This is a genomic window from Pseudoalteromonas luteoviolacea CPMOR-1 (genome assembly GCF_001625685.1).
GTDB lineage: Bacteria > Pseudomonadota > Gammaproteobacteria > Enterobacterales > Alteromonadaceae > Pseudoalteromonas > Pseudoalteromonas luteoviolacea_K.
In genome coordinates, this window is the sequence record NZ_AUYC01000021.1 from 142,465 (window position 1) to 159,069 (window position 16,605).

The window sequence follows — 16,605 nt, forward strand, 5'->3', positions numbered from 1 at the left end:
CCGAAATTATTTCGGCTCTACATAATCGACAACTTCTAAGTGGAAGCCCGAAAGTGCGTGGTATTTCTTCGGCAAACTCATAAGGCGCATTTTCTGAATGCCTAAGTCAGCGAGGATTTGAGAACCCACTCCAACTGTACGAGACGTGCCTTGAAACTTACGATAATTAATTTTTTCGCCTTGATCTTCAGCAGCAAATGCCTTAACTAGCTGTTCTAAATCTTCGGTTTGCTCACTCTTGCCTAAAATAACCAGCGCGCCTTCATTTTCGGCAATGTGCTTCATTGCACCATGAAGTGTCCAGCTACGGTCTGCGCTTCTATCAGACAATAAGATGTCATTAAACGTGCTTTGCAAATGCACACGCACTAATGTCGGTTCGTCTTCTTTTACTTCACCTTTAAGCAATACGTAATGAAGCTGATTATCAATAGTGTCTTTATAAGTAACTAGGTCAAATTCACCAAATTCTGTTGGTAGCTTACACTTCGCCACTCTTTCTATCGTCGTTTCGTTTAAATTTCTATATTCAATTAAATCGGCAATTGTGCCGATTTTAATATTATGTTCTTTTGCGAACACTTCAAGTTCAGGGCGCCTTGCCATCGTGCCATCAGGATTCAAGATTTCGACAATCACCGATGAAGGCTCAAGACCCGCTAAACGTGCCAAGTCACAACCCGCTTCAGTATGGCCCGCACGAGTCAATACACCACCAGGCTGCGCCATAATAGGGAAAATATGACCCGGCTGAACAATGTCTTCTGGCACCGCGCCTTTAGCAACCGCAGCTTGCACAGTTCTTGATCTATCCGCCGCTGAAATACCCGTTGTAACACCTTTAGCCGCTTCAATTGACATCGTAAAGTTAGTAGAAAACTGAGCGCCGTTATTTCTAACCATCAGCGGAAGATCGAGTTGCTGACATCTCTCTTGCGTCATAGTTAGGCATATAAGACCACGGCCATAAGTCGCCATAAAGTTAATCGCTTCGGGCGTGATATGCTCCGCCGCGATGATTAAGTCGCCTTCATTTTCTCGATCTTCATCATCCATCAAGATAACCATTTTGCCGGCTTTAATGTCTTCGATGATTTCTTTTGCGCTGTTTAAGCTCATAATTTTCCCATTAATTACTTTGTTTGAATGGCCAATTACTTAATAAAGCCAGCTTGCGCCAACAAACTGGTTGTGAGAGTCGATTCACTTGGCGCGCTTTGATTGCCTTGCACTAAACGCTCCAAATATCTAGCAATTTGATCAACTTCTAGATTCACCAATGTGCCCACTTTAAAGTCAGCTATTGTTGTTTCTTGTGCTGTATGAGGCACTATGGTGAGTTTAAACTTGTTTTCTTCAACGGCATTGACGGTCAAACTGATCCCATCAATAGCCACCGAACCTTTATACGGAATATACTTTAATAATGCATGTGGCACCGACAACCAATAATCGGTTGCGCGAGCATTTGCCTCTACAGCGACAATGCTTGCAACACCATCCACATGGCCTGATACAAGGTGTCCACCTAGGCGAGATGTTGGCTGCAGTGCTTTTTCTAAATTAACCTTTTGGCCAACTTTATATTCGCCAAATCGCGTAAGCGACAAAGTTTCATTTGATACGTCAGCTCTGAAGCCATCGTTGAACTTTTCTACCACAGTCAAACAAACACCATTGGTTGCGATACTGTCTCCAAGCGCTACATCAGCCATATCCAAATTATGCGATTGCACTTTAACGCTCAAATCGCCTTGTTTTAAGGTCAGTTCGGTTAATGTGCCAGTTGCTTCAATGATACCTGTAAACATATTTACTCTTATTTATTGATTGCACTAATGCGGATATCTGTGCCAACTTGGACACACTCAGTTATTTCTAGCTCGGGGATCTGATCCATCTCAGTCAATACCGAGCTGTTAAACAACCCTCTACCCCCTTCGCCAATAATTTTGGGCGCCATGTAAATGATATATTCATCAATTAAATTTTGCTGATGCATAGCGCCACACAAGGTCGCACCGGCTTCCAACCATACTTGGTTAATATTTTGCGCCGCTAAAAACGCCATCGCAGCATGTAAATCTAACTTACCTGACACCTCAGGTAAGCAAACTTGCTCTACAAAATGAGGCCATTGATGCTGATTATCAAGTTTGGTACGTAAAATAATGACTTTAGAATCATGACTAAATAAATTTAGATCCGGATGCAAGCGATTTTGAGTATCAATAATGACACGAACGGGTTGGCGCAATTTAGCCATTGACTCCACTTTACCAAAGTCACTGAATTCATTTGCCCGCACATTAAGTTTAGCATCGTCAATCAGAACCGTATCTGCACCAGATAAAATTGCACAGCTTTGTGCCCGAAAACGCTGAACATCTTGTCTAGCTTGCGGTCCAGTGATCCATTTACTCTGTCCATTATGTAATGCTGTTTTTCCATCCAAACTTGCTGCTAGCTTTGCAATCACGTAGGGCTTACCTGTTTCCATTCTTTTGAGAAACCCTTTATTCAGAGCTCGTGCAACGCCTTCCATTAAACCAAAAGCAGTTTCAATACCCGCTTCTTCGAGCATCTTTAACCCGTTACCAGCAACTTGTGGATTTGGATCAACCATGGCACACACAACTCTTGCGACACCGGCATCAATTAAGCCTTTAGCGCAAGGTGGTGTTCGACCATAATGGCTGCATGGCTCCAGCGTTACGTAAGCTGTCGCACCTTGAGTGTTTCCAGCAGCTTCTCTGAGTGCATGCACCTCTGCATGAGGACCACCCGCTTGAATATGAAATCCCTGCCCAATGACTTCGCCCTCTTTAACAATGACACAGCCCACATTGGGATTTGGTGTTGTTGTGTATTGCCCTTGCTTCGCAAGTTCAATGGCCAAGGCCATATAGTTATGATCAGCCTGCGTAAAGCCCATTAATCACCCAACCTCGCGATTTCTTCACCAAACTCTTTAATGTCTTCAAAACTGCGATAAACAGAGGCAAATCGAACGTACGCCACTTTATCGAGTTTTTTAAGCGCCTCCATGATGCATTCGCCGATCATTTTACTGTCTACTTCACGCTCGCCAGTTGCACGGATCTGTGATTTGATTTGATGTACAACCTCTTCGACTTGTTCTGTACTGACAGGACGTTTTTCTAACGCACGGTGCAAGCCATTGAGTAACTTATCTTCGTTAAAGGGCTCTCGCGTACCATCTTGTTTAATCACTCTGGGCATTAATAATTCCGCCCCTTCGAACGTGGTGAAGCGCTCATGACATACTATACACTCGCGACGGCGTCGTACTTGATGACCCGATGCCACCAAACGCGAATCAATAACTTTAGTATCTTTTGCCGTACAAAAAGGACAATGCATATACTCTCACTGTTGGGTAATTTTTTTTAATGCTGCGCTTAAATATCTCAATACCAAAACATAACTGGTCTATGCGTTTACAACGCAAAAATAACAGATAATAAAAAGGCCGCATAAATGCGGCCCTTATAATATCAAAATTAACGCAAATTGTGAGTTTAATTATGCGTAAACAGGTAATTTAGCACAGATAGCTTTTACCTTTTCTTTTACTTCTGCCTGAACAGATTCATCGTTGATATTATCAAGTACGTCACAGATCCAACCAGCTAATTCACCTGCTTCAGCTTCTTTAAAACCACGACGTGTGATAGCAGGAGAACCAATACGAAGACCTGATGTTACAAACGGTGAACGTGGATCATTTGGTACGGAATTTTTATTAACCGTGATGTTTGCGCGACCAAGTGCGGCATCCGCATCTTTACCTGTGATGTCTTTATCAATTAGGTCAAGCAAGAATAGGTGGTTGTCTGTTTTACCAGAAACAACTTTATAACCACGCTCTTGAAGTACCGCAACCATCGCTTGTGCATTTTTAACAACTTGAGTTTGGTATGTTTTGAACTCAGGCTCTAGCGCTTCTTTGAAAGCAACCGCTTTTGCAGCGATCACGTGACATAAAGGACCACCTTGACCACCAGGGAATACGGCACTGTTTAGCTTTTTATAAACATCTTCATCACCACATGCTGATACAATCAAGCCACCACGAGGACCAGCCAGTGTTTTGTGCGTGGTTGTTGTTACAACGTGTGCATGAGGAACTGGGTTAGGGTATACACCAGCTGCCACTAGGCCTGCTACGTGAGCCATGTCCACTAGTAAATATGCGCCAACTTTATCTGCGATTTCACGGAACTTTGCCCAATCAACGATACCTGAATATGCAGAGAAACCACCAATGATCATTTTTGGTTTGTGCTCTAGCGCTAAAGCTTCTACTTGCGCGTAATCAATTTCGCCTGTTTCTTCATTTAGACCATACTGGATTGCATTGTAAGTCTTACCAGAGAAGTTAACGTGAGAACCGTGAGTTAAGTGACCACCATGTGCCAAGCTCATACCCAGTACAGTGTCATGCGGCTGAAGTAGCGCCTGAAAAACAGCAGCATTTGCTTGTGAACCAGCGTGCGGCTGTACGTTTGCATAATCGGCACCAAATAGTTCACATGCGCGATCAATAGCAAGTTGTTCAACCACATCTACGTGCTCACAACCGCCATAATAACGCTTGCCAGGGTAACCTTCTGCGTACTTGTTTGTAAGTTGTGACCCTTGAGCCTCTAAAACACGCGGGCTACAGTAGTTTTCAGATGCGATAAGCTCAATGTGCTCTTCTTGACGAGTCGTTTCAGACTGGATCGCGTTAAATAATTCAGGGTCAAAATCTGCAATATTCATGTTACGTTCTAACATGGTTTCTCCTAGGTGCACGTATGATTAAATTTACCGAATGCAATTGTACGCAATTTACATCCAATTGCCTACGAAATCTGCGTGGCTCTATTTAAGCAAGGATTGAATTTATTTCACAGTGTTTCTGGGATGATATTTTTTTATTTAAATATAAAAAATATTTATATGAATTGATTAGATCATTTAAAATTAAAATGTGCATACATTAACTCACATTGGAAGAATGTATGCACGGGCATAATGAACGCGAAATTAAACTAGCCTAATTTTTCAAATAAGCGCTGTTTAAGTCCGTCGTAGTCTGCTTGAATGAATTCAGCTAGGCATGGCTTATTCAATGCATCTGAAAGTACCTGAGGCATGTCAAGTTGTTGTTCTAAAACACCTTCAACTGACTCTTTGAATTTAGCTGGATGCGCTGTTGCTAAAAAGATCCCAGTTTCATGCTCAGATTTATTGATTTGCAGGCCTTCGTAGGCAATAGCGGTATGCGGCTCAGCCACGTAACCTAACTTGTTGACTTGTTTCATCACTTCTCGAGTACGAGTTTCAGACACGGAACATGAATAAAAATCATCTTTACTAAATACTCCACTATTCAACATGCTTTCAACGCGAGGCCAGTTATTAGGTTTACTCACATCCATCGCATTAGATAGAGACTCTAGAGTTGCGTTTGGAGACCAATCCCCTGTCGCCATATAACGAGGCACCGTATCATTCTGATTCGTCGTGGCGCTGAGCTTTTGAATCGGCAAACCAATTGCAGCTGCAATCATCGCGGCGCAGACATTGCCAAAATTGCCACTGGGTACAGATATATGTACTTGCTCACGTTGAGACTGAGATAACTGTGCATATGCTTCGAAGTAATAGCACACTTGTGCCAGTAAACGACTGATGTTGATTGAATTCGCCGAGTTTAAACCCAGCTTAGACTTAACTTCATCATCTAAAAAAGCCTGCTTTACAAGGGCTTGACAGTCATCAAAGCTGCCTTCTACAGCATAACAATGAATATTTTTACCAAGCGTTGTGAATAACTTCTGTTGCGCCAATGAAATTTTGCCCTTGGGATACAAAATGACAACATCTACATTTTCTTTACCATAAAAGGCATGCGCCACAGCGGCACCAGTATCTCCACTGGTCGCTGTTAAAATCGTAACCCGCTCGCCTTCATTAAATAAACCGATACACTCAGACATAAACCGACCGCCAAAGTCTTTAAAGGCAAGAGTCGGACCATGAAATAACTCTAAACAATAGGTATTTTGTTCAACTTCAACGATGGGGGCTGGAAAATCAAACGCGCGATTTACCATTTCATCCAGCGTATCACTTGGTAGCTCATCACCGATTAGATGCTGTAAAATTTTACTACTGCGGGCTTTAAATGGCATCGCTAGCAACGCATCGACATCTTTAATGGCCGCTAAATTTTCAGGAAAAAAAACACCTTGATTGCGCCCTAGGCCAATTTTCACCGCTTCTGTAAATGAAACCTGCTGTTCAGGCTCCATAAGATTAACTAAATTCATTTTTAATTCCTTAAACCAATTCTCTGGTACCCATGCTGTCTAACTGACAGATGTGACTAAACCCTTGCTCGTTCAGATAGTGTGACTGCAGCCAATTTTGACACTTTTGAGCAATCTCTAGTGAATCGCACAACGCAAAAAGCGTCGGCCCAGCTCCAGATATACTGACCACGCGGGCCCCCAACTCTGGTAAACTCAGATTTGCCTCTTTGAAGCCTTCAATGAGCGGCGAACGACTTGGCTCTGCCACATTGTCTTGCATCAATGCAACAGCCTCATCAAATCGATTTAATTGCAACAAAGTACAAAATGTGGACATTCTCTGGGCAAACTCAACACTCTCATTTAATGGGAGCGTCGCAGGTAAAACCGTCCTCGCCTTGGCTGTATTTAATGTAAATCCAGGATATGCCACCACAATATACCAGCTCGGGTCGACGGGTAATGCCAATGCTCTGTCTGGCACTAATTCCGCTGTAAGCTGCAACCCTCCCAAATAACATGGCGTTATATTGTCATAATGACGCGCACCGCTCACTTTCGCTTCAAAGTCCGCCATCAGTTCAATCATTTGTGACTGTGACAATGCAGTGCTAGCAAAGGCGTTAAGCGCAGCAAAAGTCGCCACAACAGAACATGCACTGGACCCAAGCCCCGAGCCAACTGGAAGTTTTTTCTCTAATTTCAAAAAAACACTGGGCATATCAGGCTTCACATGCGCTCGAAAATGCGTGAGGCATTGAAATGCCAAGTTTTCTTGTGGATCTGCCGGGAGCTTGTGCGCGTACTCGCCAATGCACTCAAAACGGTCTGTATCAGCTTCTTGAATATGAACAACATCTCCTAATAATTGGCCATCAATCGGCGTTATTGCCGCGCCAAGCGAATCAAAACCAACACAAAAATTACCAATAGATGCAGGGGCATAAAATTTTCTCATAGTGCACCCCTAACGAGACAATGTTTTCAAAATATCAGCGAATACACCTGCCGCTGTCACCTCAGCACCCGCACCGTAACCACGGATAACAAAAGGTTTCGGCTGATAATATTGACTCAAAATTGCCAATGCATTTTCTCCATCGCGAATATCATATAGCGCATGGTCAACATCGACCGCTTCAATACCCACACGGCATACTCCATCTTTAATGCTGCCGACGTAACGTAATTTCTTACCTTCACTCGCTGCGCTTTGCACTCGATCGGCAAAGGCTGCATCTAATTCAGGTAATTGCGCCATAAAGTCTTCAACAGAAGTACCTGCTGCAAACTGCTCCGGTACCACAGGCTCAACTTGAATATCGCTCAACTCCAACTCCAGGCCTGCCTCACGAGCAATGATCAGCAGCTTCCTGGCAACATCGGTACCAGATAAATCATCTCTTGGGTCTGGCTCAGTAAAACCATTTTGTTTCGCTTGAGTTGTGGCCTCTGACAGACTTAAGCCATCCTCTATCGCGCCAAACATGTACGATAAAGAGCCAGACAAAATGCCACTGAAAGATAATAATTCATCTCCAGCCCCGAATAACAACTGCAAATTATCTAAAACAGGTAAACCCGCGCCCACGTTTGTTTCATATAAGAATTTACGTCCTGATGACTGAGCAGCTTGCTGTAATGCTCGATAATAAGCCATATCGCCGGTGTTCGCTTTTTTATTCGCGGCGACCACATGAAAACCGGCCTTCAGAAAATCTGCATATTGATCCGCCAATTGCTCCGATGAGCTGCAATCTACAATGACCGGGTTGATTAGATGGTTACATTTTACAAACTGCTCTAGTTGATTGAGAGAAAATGCCGAATTTGATTGCGAAAGCGCACTTTCCCATTGGTCAAATACCACTCCATCTCTACTTAGAACACATTGCCTCGAGTTAGCAACACCATATAAATTAAGTTTTATGTTGCGGTTTGCTAGCCACGCCTGCTGTTTTTCTAACTGCTTAATCAACTCTTTGCCCACCAAGCCACAGCCCAGTAAGAAGACATCTATTGATGGCACATGAGTGAAAAAGTTCTCATGGCATACCTTCATCGCATCTTTACATAGGTCGCCAGATATCACTGCAGAAATTGCACTTTCTGTTGAGTCTTGTGCGATTGCAACAACATTGACCTGCGCCTGCGCCAGTGACGCGAAAAACTTAGCGGCAAGGCCTTTATGCGACTTCATGTTATCACCTACCAAAGTCACAATGGCGAGCTCTTTTCTGACTTCTACTGGTTCAATCAACCCAGCTTGAGTTTCTAATTCGAAAGCAACTTCTAAAGCGTTCAACGCGAGTGACAAGTCCTGTTCATAGACACAAAAGCTGATACTAAACTCACAGGAGGACTGGGTAATCAGTACAATTGAGACATTATCATTGGCCAGCGCCCCAAATACCCTTGCTGCCATACCTACTTTACCCTTCATGCCAGGGCCTGAAACGGTCAACATCGCAAGGTCATCTAGACTAGATAAAGCTTTTACAGGGGCGTCACCTGTTCCGTTAGAAGAAATCAATGAGCCGGGTACGTCTGGGTCATGAGTATTTTTAATTTCACACGGCACATTTGCTTTTGCACACGGCAAAATAGTTTTTGGATGTAGCACTTTTGCACCAAAATAAGCCAGCTCCATCGCTTCTTTATAAGAAAGGCGATCAACTTTTGTTGCTTTTTTAATTAGCCTTGGATCTGCACTATAAACCCCATCAACGTCCGTCCATATTTGGCAAATATCAGCATTCAGACTTGCTGCTATGACTGCTGCAGAATAATCAGAGCCATTGCGACCCAGTGTCGTTAATTCATTTAATGCATTGCTACCAGTAAAGCCAGCCATGATATAAATACCAGCTTCTGCAATATCTACTTGTTTGCTTACAGCGTCTCGCGTGCTCTCCAGATCAACTTCAGAGTCTAAATACTCGGCACGCGTTTTAATGCACTCTGTTGCCTCTAATGCTTTCGCGCCACACGCTTTTAACATAGTGACCATTAAAGATACGCTGATCCTTTCACCAAAGCTGATTGCGAACGCATTCACCGACGCTGGACATTGCTTCAACAGCTTCACGCCTTCTAATTTATCGCGAAGTAAATTTAACGACGGCCAATTTATTACTTCACCATATTGCGCTTCAACCTCATGTTTAAGCGCTGCACTACGAGATGCAAACGCATCCCATTGCTGGCTAAAGTCTTCACCTTTTTGTGCGTGCTCTACCAATGACACCAAGCTATCCGTCATGCCGCCCGGCGCAGATAACACCACAACGGCTTTCTCACTGCCATAATTGAGAATGAGAGACCGAACTCGCTCCAAACATGCCATATCAGCAAGTGATGAGCCTCCAAACTTTAATACTCGCATAATTACTTTTCCTCATTCCAAAACCAAAAAAGGCCTGTGCTCTCAGTGAGCACAGGCCTTTTTAAATATGCACGGACCTATGCCACTATCCAGTAAGGATGGTGGTCGTAATAATAATTGTCGCGTTACATGTAATTGGGTTCATGGTTTATACGTTAACCTAAATAAAATTTGCTTATAAATTGTCTTCGTGAATTAGATTGCCCGATTTACAGTCAACCTGTCAAGACGATAAATGAAAATTAAATATGCAAAATGTTCAAGATACGTACAGAAAAGTGCAAAGCTTATCTAACGAATACCATATTCGCTGAGTAGAGAAAGTAATTGTTCAGACTTGACTGGCTTTTCAAGAAATTTCAGCGCGCCCAGCTGCGAAACCCTTAACTTCATTTGATCTTGAATATCCGCCGAAATAACCACGACGTAGGTTTCAATTTTGTTTGATTTAATCGCTTCAAGTACACCAATACCATCCAGAATGGGCATGGTCAGGTCTAAACACAGCAAATCAACTTGCGAATTTTGCAATATTTCAACAGCTTCTTGGCCGTTTTTAGCCTGACTGATCTCAACATCTAGGTTGGAGCTCAAGCAACGCACAACTTGTTTACGTGCAACAGTAGAATCGTCACACACTAACACGGAATAGCTCATAAGAAGGTAAATCTTTATTGTTCTAGTAACAAATAAACGTTATTGTTGTCCTAATCTTATAACACAATAATCAACATCCAGTAAGTTTTTTATATTCGCTTATATGTTGTAAAGATAGCAAGATAAACATTTATTTTTAGCCATTTATTGGCTAACTTTAAGTTTAATACGCGTGCTATAACATGGTTGTCAGGAGCTAAGAACACTCCATGCTACAGAAAAGTCTGTCGAAAAAACTACTTACAAACGTTCTGTCAGTTTACTTTCTACTCACGTTCGTCGTCACTTGTGGACAAGTTGTCGCTGAGTATGTCAATACCAAAGACTATATCCGTAACGAACTGACTATGCTACAAAAAACATTTAGCCGAAGCCTGACTCGTGCAATTTGGGAGTTAAATACCAAACAGACAGTCACAACGGCGGAAGGTTTACTTGCGATCCCTATGATTGAAGGGATCATTGTACGAGACGACAGCGGTGAAATCATCTCGCAACTTGGCCGTTCTCTTAACATTCATGAGCTATATAGCCAACAGCTAGTGCAAGAAGAGGCTTTAATTGAAGATACCCCATCGGGGCTATTTGGTTACACTTTTCCTCTGATTTTCGAGTTTTCTGGTCGCGCCACACAAGTGGGTGATGTCACGCTGTTTTCAAGCCGAGAAGTGGTTTTTAGCCGGATCATGATCTCTATCTACTTCTTGATAGGGAATGCGATGGTCAAGACGACATTCTTGATTATCTTATTTTTACTCGCATTTAGAAAGCTCCTGACTGAGCCCCTAACCGATTTGACCGAACAAATTGAAGATTTCGAAGTGGACAACGTTGATGGCCATAAGATAGAAATAGATACGACCGAACGCAACGAACTCAAAGTAATGGAAGAAGCGTTCAACAAATTAATCGATAAAGTGGCAGAATATCGAAAGCAGTTAGATCAGACTCAAAAAGAACTCATTATAAGTAATGAGAAGCTAGATCAGCACAATATTCAACTAGAACAAGAAGTCGCAAGAAAAACCTCCAACCTCAGCCAAGCTATGATGGATCTGCAACAACAAAAATATGAACTTGAAAAACAAAAACTCACGTTGACGGAAGAAATCGATCTGAGGCGCCAAACAGAAGAAGAGCTTTTAACTAAGCAAAATGAGTTAGAAAAGTATGTTGAAGAACTAAATATGGCGCAAGAACGCTTGGTTGGTTCTGAAAAAATGGCGGCCTTAGGTGGTCTGGTAGCGGGTATAACACATGATATTAATACTCCTGTTGGAATAGGTGTCACAGCCACATCTTTTTTGCAAGAACGTTTAGATCAGTTGGAAGCCGCTTACAAAGAAAAAACGCTATCACCCAAAGCGTTAGAAGAGTTTATGCATGAAGCTAAGCAAAGTGCAAGCTTGCTCACCAACAACTTAGCACGCGCTTCTGAGCTGGTGGCCAGTTTCAAACAAATTGCCGTAGACCAAGCAAGTGAAGCCGTTCGGACTATTAATTTTCAACAATATTTAGAGGAAGTGCTGCGTTCTTTGCATCCCAAACTGAAAAAAACAGCACATGAAGTTAACATAGACTGCCCTGCTGATCTTACCCTCAACTTACCTGCGGGTGCCATCAGTCAAATATTTACCAACCTCATTATGAACTCGTTGATCCATGGATTCGAAGGCGTCAATAAAGGCACCATAGATATTCAGATCACAGATGACAACGACGATGTTAAAATCGTTTATAAAGACAATGGTAAAGGCGTATCGGCTGCGCAACTAGAAAAACTGTTTGACCCGTTTTTCACCACCAAAAGAGATCAAGGCGGTAGCGGTTTGGGAACTCACATCACATTCAATCTTGTGAAGCAAACCCTCAATGGCGATATTGAAGTCAGTTCTGAAGAAGGTCAAGGTCTTACTTACCATATTCGCTTTCCAAAAGAAATGAAAGCACAACAGGCTATGTTTAGCTAACCTCACACTCTGGGGCGTGAATAAACCTCTTTATTCACGCTTCACTAACCCGCAGCTTTGTAAAATAATCAGCACTATAATTTTCGTTTTGCCCAGCCCCATAGGTTTGCTATGATGCAAGTCGATTTTTAACTTGGATATTTGAATATATGTGGTTCAGCAACCTAATCTGTTACCGTTTTAAACAAGATGTTTCGTACACACAAGAAGACTTTGAAAAAGCACTAGAGCAAGACATATTTCGCGCTTGTGGTAGCCAAGATATGAGCACCTTTGGTTGGGTAAACGCATTAGGGAAACACGGTCAAACCCTGTCTCACTTTTCACAAAATAGCATTCTTTTGTGCGCTAAACGCGAAGAAAAAGTCCTTCCTGCTGCCGTTATTAATGACATGGTTGCAGAAAAAGTAGAGCAAATTGAGCGTGAAGAAAACCGCCCAGTTAAGAAAAAAGAAAAAGACGAGCTCAAAGAAAATATCTTAGCAACATTGCTCCCTCAAGCATTTAAAAAGTCGAGCTTACAATTTGCTTTTATCGACCAAGAAAGTGGTTGGGTGATTGTAAATAGCGCGAGCTTTAACAAAGCCGAAGAGATGATGGCCTTGTTGCGTAAATCTTTGGGTACCTTGCCTATCGTGCCAGCATTTGCAAACTATGACTTAGATGTATTTCTAACTGATTGGTTGACTAAATTTGAGGCTCCTGAAGGGTTTGCCATTGGCAACGACGCTGAGTTGCAAGATGCTGCTGATGAGGGTGCGCAAGTTAAACTAAAACAACATGACCTTGCTAGCGATGAAATTAAGCTTCATTTAGAAAATGGCAAGCGTGTTACAAAACTGGCACTTGACTGGAAAGAGCGCGTTCAGTTTTTATTGCAAAATGATGGGTCAATCAAGCGCGTAAGCTACAATGATGCATTAAAAGAGCAAAATGCGGATATTCCAAAGGAAGATTTGGCAATCAAATTAGATGCTGACTTTATCCTAGTTTCTGAAGAGGTCAAAGAACTACTTGAAGACCTTACCAAAGAACTTGGTGACAAAGACGACCTATAAAAAAGAAGAAGGGCCTAATTCAATTGGCCCTTTTTACTATCTATTTTTTCTATCAAGCAAACATCGACTTCACATCAGTCAATAAGTCTAAATAGGCATCATCAGTAAACATGTCTATGGAGCGCAGCACGCCTTTCTCTTCGTAAACTCCCAGTGCAGCGGCCTTGTCTGACACTTGTAAAATGCCCTCAACAATGGCACCAGCACGAATAAAATCAACGTAGCAAACATGCTCTGGTTTGTAATTAGGGTTAGCCCAACTCTCTGCCACTTCAACAAAATCATCGGTAAATCCCCACTCGCGCATAATCGCGCCGCCAATACGTCCAGCTAACTTCTGTATTGCATGTGCTAAAAAGCTTGGATTGGCAAACACTTCAGGGTGTTTTTCAGCCTCTGTTAAAATCGGCAGCACGCCAATATTAAAGACCAAAGAAGCAAGCGTAATGGTGTCTTTATTCAGCGAAGTATGTTTGTTTAAACGCAGATAAAACTCCATCGTTGAAATAGCCTGGCACGCGACTTTTAGCGTCTTCTGCCACGCTTTATCCATATAGGTTTTGATCAATTTATTGTTTGAAACGAACAACTGCTCCATCGCCATCGCTGTCGCGATATTTTTTATTTGCCTTAAACCAATCCGCGTCACAGCTTGGTTCAGCGTATTTACCTTAATCGAACGTCCCATAAAACCACTGTTCGCGACTTTTATCATGCGCGCGGCGAGTGCTGGATCATGTGAAATAACATCCGCCATTTGTAGCAAGTTGACTTCAGGATCGTCAGCTGCTTGACGGACTCGAACTGCGACCTCTGGGAGCGTAGGCAAGACAAGTGTGTCATTATTGATTTTATCGACAAGAATCGTAAGTAATGCGTTTTCTGTAGACATATGGTCAAAGTCCTTTAAATTCGCCACTTAACTATGGCCTTATAATTTTTACTACTTTAAGTATTGTCTAACTTCTCGATAAAGTTAAGAAAAGTATAAAAATTATTCTGAACATTTCAGTACCAGAAAATACTTTGTTTGAACCGTTTGCTCAATTGATATTTTTTGAGCATCATAGGTGCCTCACAATCATAATAACTAAAATCTCAAGGATAAATGATGGAACTTTCTAAACTGTCCAGTGCAATTTTGGTCGCCTCGGGCCTGCTAGTAAGTGCATGCTCTCAACAAGCATCAGATACACCAAAAACCAATCAAGCAGAAACGCAAGCACCAGCGGTATATACTCTTCAGAATATCGATAAGCAGCGTCTCAATATTTATACTCCAGTTACCTTAACAAGTGACTTGAGTCACCTTAATGACAATCAAAAAAAGATGATTTCTCTGCTGATTGATGCATCGAAAATCATGGATGATTTATTTTGGAAACAAGCATTCGGCCAAAGCAAAGACAGCTTTCTTTCTGGTATTAAAAATGAACAGGCACGCCAGTTTGCCGACATAAACTATGGGCCTTGGGATCGTTTAAATGGCGACCAAGTATTTCTTAGCGGGTTTTCTGAAAAAGCACCTGGTGCGCAATTTTACCCACACGACATCACCAAAGAAGAGCTAAATCAGTCAGAGTTTAAAGACAGACAAGGCCTCTACTCTATGGTAAAACGTGACGAACACGGTCAATTATACGCTGTGCCCTATGCAACTGAGTTTAGAGCAGAGCTCGAACAAGCAGCCCAGCTTCTCAGAGAAGCCAGTTCATTGGCCGTTGATAAGCAATTTGCTCACTACCTAAATTTACGTGCAGATGCTTTATTGAACAATAGTTATCAGCCATCTGATTTTGCATGGATGGATATGAAGAATAATCCCATAGATGTCGTTATAGGTCCTATAGAAACATACGAAGATCAATTATTTGGTTATCGCAGTGCATTTGAGTCATATGTTTTAATTAAAGATCTGGCTTGGAGTAAACGTTTGGCCAAATTCGCTGCGTTTTTACCAGAATTACAAACAGGCCTACCAGTTGCACAACAATACAAGCAAGAAGTACCAGGTTCTGATGCAGATCTAAACGCATACGATGTGATTTACTACGCGGGACACTCAAACGCAGGCAGTAAAACCATTGCCATTAACCTACCTAACGATGAACAGGTTCAGTTAGAAAAAGGTACGCGCCGACTCCAGCTTAAAAATGCTATGCGCGCGAAGTTTGACAAAATTTTAGTCCCTATCGCTGATGAATTAATTATACCAGAACAACGTAAACACATTACCTTTAACGCATTTTTTGCCAATACCATGTTTCACGAAGTGGCCCATGGCCTAGGCATCAAAAATACCATCACAGGGAAAGGTACGGTACGTCAATCTTTACAAGAACATGCCAGTGCCATAGAAGAAGGCAAAGCCGATATCCTAGGTTTGTATATGGTTGAACAGCTTTTGAAAAAAGGTGAAATTACAGAAGGCACATTAGAAGACTATTACGTCACCTTTATGGCTGGGATTTTCCGTTCAGTGCGTTTTGGCGCCTCAAGTGCCCACGGAAAAGCAAATATGATCCGATTTAATTTCTTTGAACAAGAGGGTGCGTTCTCTAAAAACGAGCAAGGCCTTTATCAAGTAAATATGGATAAGATGGGCGCAGCAATGGAAAAACTATCAAGTCTTATTCTTACACTACAAGGGGATGGTGATTACCAAAAAGTCGACCAACTCATTGCAACCCATGGTGACATAAGAGCCGCTCTACAAGCCGATTTAGATAAACTTGCGAATGCAAATATTCCAGTAGATGTGACATTCAAACAAGGTAAAACAGTATTGGGCCTTTAATGGCTAAAGGCGCTACAGTGCGAGCGCCTTTTTCAATTCTATGAGCTGCTCATCTGTATACGGTATTGCAGGATACAGACCCCAAACAGGTTTTGGCCACGCGACATCATGCGTAAAGCGCGCAATATGGTGTACGTGTAGTTGCGGCACCATATTACCTAACGCAGCAACATTGAGTTTATCTGGTGAAAATACCTCTATCAGCAGTTCACTTAGCTGCTTTGACTCCTGCCAAAACTGCTGTTGCTGATGCTCATTTAAATCAATGATCTCACGCGCACCGTCAACTTTAGGCACCAAAATAAACCAAGGGTATTGGCTATCATTCATTAAAAGCACCGTACTCAAAGGCCACTGCGCTAATTCAATACAATCTCTTTGTAATTCTGGGGCAAGTTCGAATGCCATGTTT

General features: G+C 42.3%; 14 protein-coding genes. 3 read left to right on the forward strand and 11 right to left on the reverse strand.

Annotation, left to right across the window (positions count from 1 at the left end):
• Window positions 1-6 precede the first annotated feature (6 nt).
• The 9 genes from ribBA to N473_RS08915 all read right to left on the reverse strand — a co-directional run bounded on the left by ribBA (window position 7) and on the right by N473_RS08915 (window position 10,368).
• Entirely contained in the window at window positions 7-1,119 is a 1,113-nt protein-coding gene (gene ribBA, locus N473_RS08875) for a bifunctional 3,4-dihydroxy-2-butanone-4-phosphate synthase/GTP cyclohydrolase II (RefSeq protein WP_039611623.1), read from the reverse strand.
• A 35-nt stretch (window positions 1,120-1,154) separates the two neighbouring features.
• Window positions 1,155-1,811: a riboflavin synthase gene (locus tag N473_RS08880; RefSeq protein WP_039611624.1), complete on the reverse strand. Its 657-nt coding sequence runs from the start codon at window positions 1,809-1,811 to the stop codon at window positions 1,155-1,157.
• An 8-nt stretch (window positions 1,812-1,819) separates the two neighbouring features.
• Window positions 1,820-2,935 carry a bifunctional diaminohydroxyphosphoribosylaminopyrimidine deaminase/5-amino-6-(5-phosphoribosylamino)uracil reductase RibD gene (ribD, locus tag N473_RS08885; RefSeq protein WP_063367595.1) on the reverse strand — a complete coding sequence of 372 codons (1,116 nt, stop codon included), beginning with the start codon at window positions 2,933-2,935 and terminating at the stop codon, window positions 1,820-1,822.
• A complete protein-coding gene (nrdR, locus tag N473_RS08890) occupies window positions 2,935-3,384 on the reverse strand; it encodes a transcriptional regulator NrdR (RefSeq protein ID WP_039611626.1) in 450 nt (149 codons plus the stop codon). The genes ribD and nrdR overlap by 1 nt, the downstream gene beginning before the upstream one ends.
• Before the next feature lie 162 nt (window positions 3,385-3,546).
• Entirely contained in the window at window positions 3,547-4,803 is a 1,257-nt protein-coding gene (gene glyA / locus N473_RS08895; RefSeq protein WP_023398518.1) for a serine hydroxymethyltransferase, read from the reverse strand.
• 257 nt (window positions 4,804-5,060) lie between these two features.
• The gene (gene thrC, locus N473_RS08900) at window positions 5,061-6,344 is read right to left on the reverse strand and encodes a threonine synthase (RefSeq protein ID WP_063367596.1); all 1,284 of its coding nucleotides are present in this window, start codon (window positions 6,342-6,344) and stop codon (window positions 5,061-5,063) included.
• A gap of 10 nt (window positions 6,345-6,354) precedes the next feature.
• A complete protein-coding gene (gene thrB / locus N473_RS08905; RefSeq protein WP_063367597.1) occupies window positions 6,355-7,284 on the reverse strand; it encodes a homoserine kinase in 930 nt (309 codons plus the stop codon).
• 9 nt (window positions 7,285-7,293) lie between these two features.
• Entirely contained in the window at window positions 7,294-9,711 is a 2,418-nt protein-coding gene (gene thrA / locus N473_RS08910; protein WP_063367598.1) for a bifunctional aspartate kinase/homoserine dehydrogenase I, read from the reverse strand.
• Between the two features lie 291 nt (window positions 9,712-10,002).
• Complete coding sequence (locus N473_RS08915) at window positions 10,003-10,368, reverse strand: response regulator (protein ID WP_063367599.1); 366 nt, start codon at window positions 10,366-10,368, stop codon at window positions 10,003-10,005.
• Between the two features lie 209 nt (window positions 10,369-10,577).
• On the opposite strand from N473_RS08915, the gene N473_RS08920 reads away from it, so the two are divergent.
• On the forward strand, window positions 10,578-12,338 hold the full coding sequence (locus N473_RS08920; protein WP_063367600.1) for a sensor histidine kinase: 1,761 nt from the start codon (window positions 10,578-10,580) through the stop codon (window positions 12,336-12,338).
• A gap of 149 nt (window positions 12,339-12,487) precedes the next feature.
• Window positions 12,488-13,396, forward strand: coding sequence for a recombination-associated protein RdgC (gene rdgC, locus N473_RS08925; RefSeq protein WP_023398512.1), 909 nt, complete (start codon window positions 12,488-12,490; stop codon window positions 13,394-13,396).
• 52 nt (window positions 13,397-13,448) lie between these two features.
• Here rdgC and N473_RS08930 read toward each other — a convergent pair whose 3' ends face one another.
• A complete protein-coding gene (locus tag N473_RS08930) occupies window positions 13,449-14,288 on the reverse strand; it encodes an HDOD domain-containing protein (RefSeq protein ID WP_039611633.1) in 840 nt (279 codons plus the stop codon).
• A 219-nt stretch (window positions 14,289-14,507) separates the two neighbouring features.
• Between N473_RS08930 and N473_RS08935 the strand changes: the two genes are divergently transcribed.
• Entirely contained in the window at window positions 14,508-16,193 is a 1,686-nt protein-coding gene (locus tag N473_RS08935) for a dipeptidyl-peptidase 3 family protein (RefSeq protein WP_063367601.1), read from the forward strand.
• A 12-nt stretch (window positions 16,194-16,205) separates the two neighbouring features.
• Here the strand turns inward: N473_RS08935 and N473_RS08940 are convergent, their stop codons facing one another.
• Window positions 16,206-16,601, reverse strand: coding sequence for an HIT domain-containing protein (locus N473_RS08940; protein WP_039611635.1), 396 nt, complete (start codon window positions 16,599-16,601; stop codon window positions 16,206-16,208).
• Window positions 16,602-16,605: the final 4 nt, after the last annotated feature.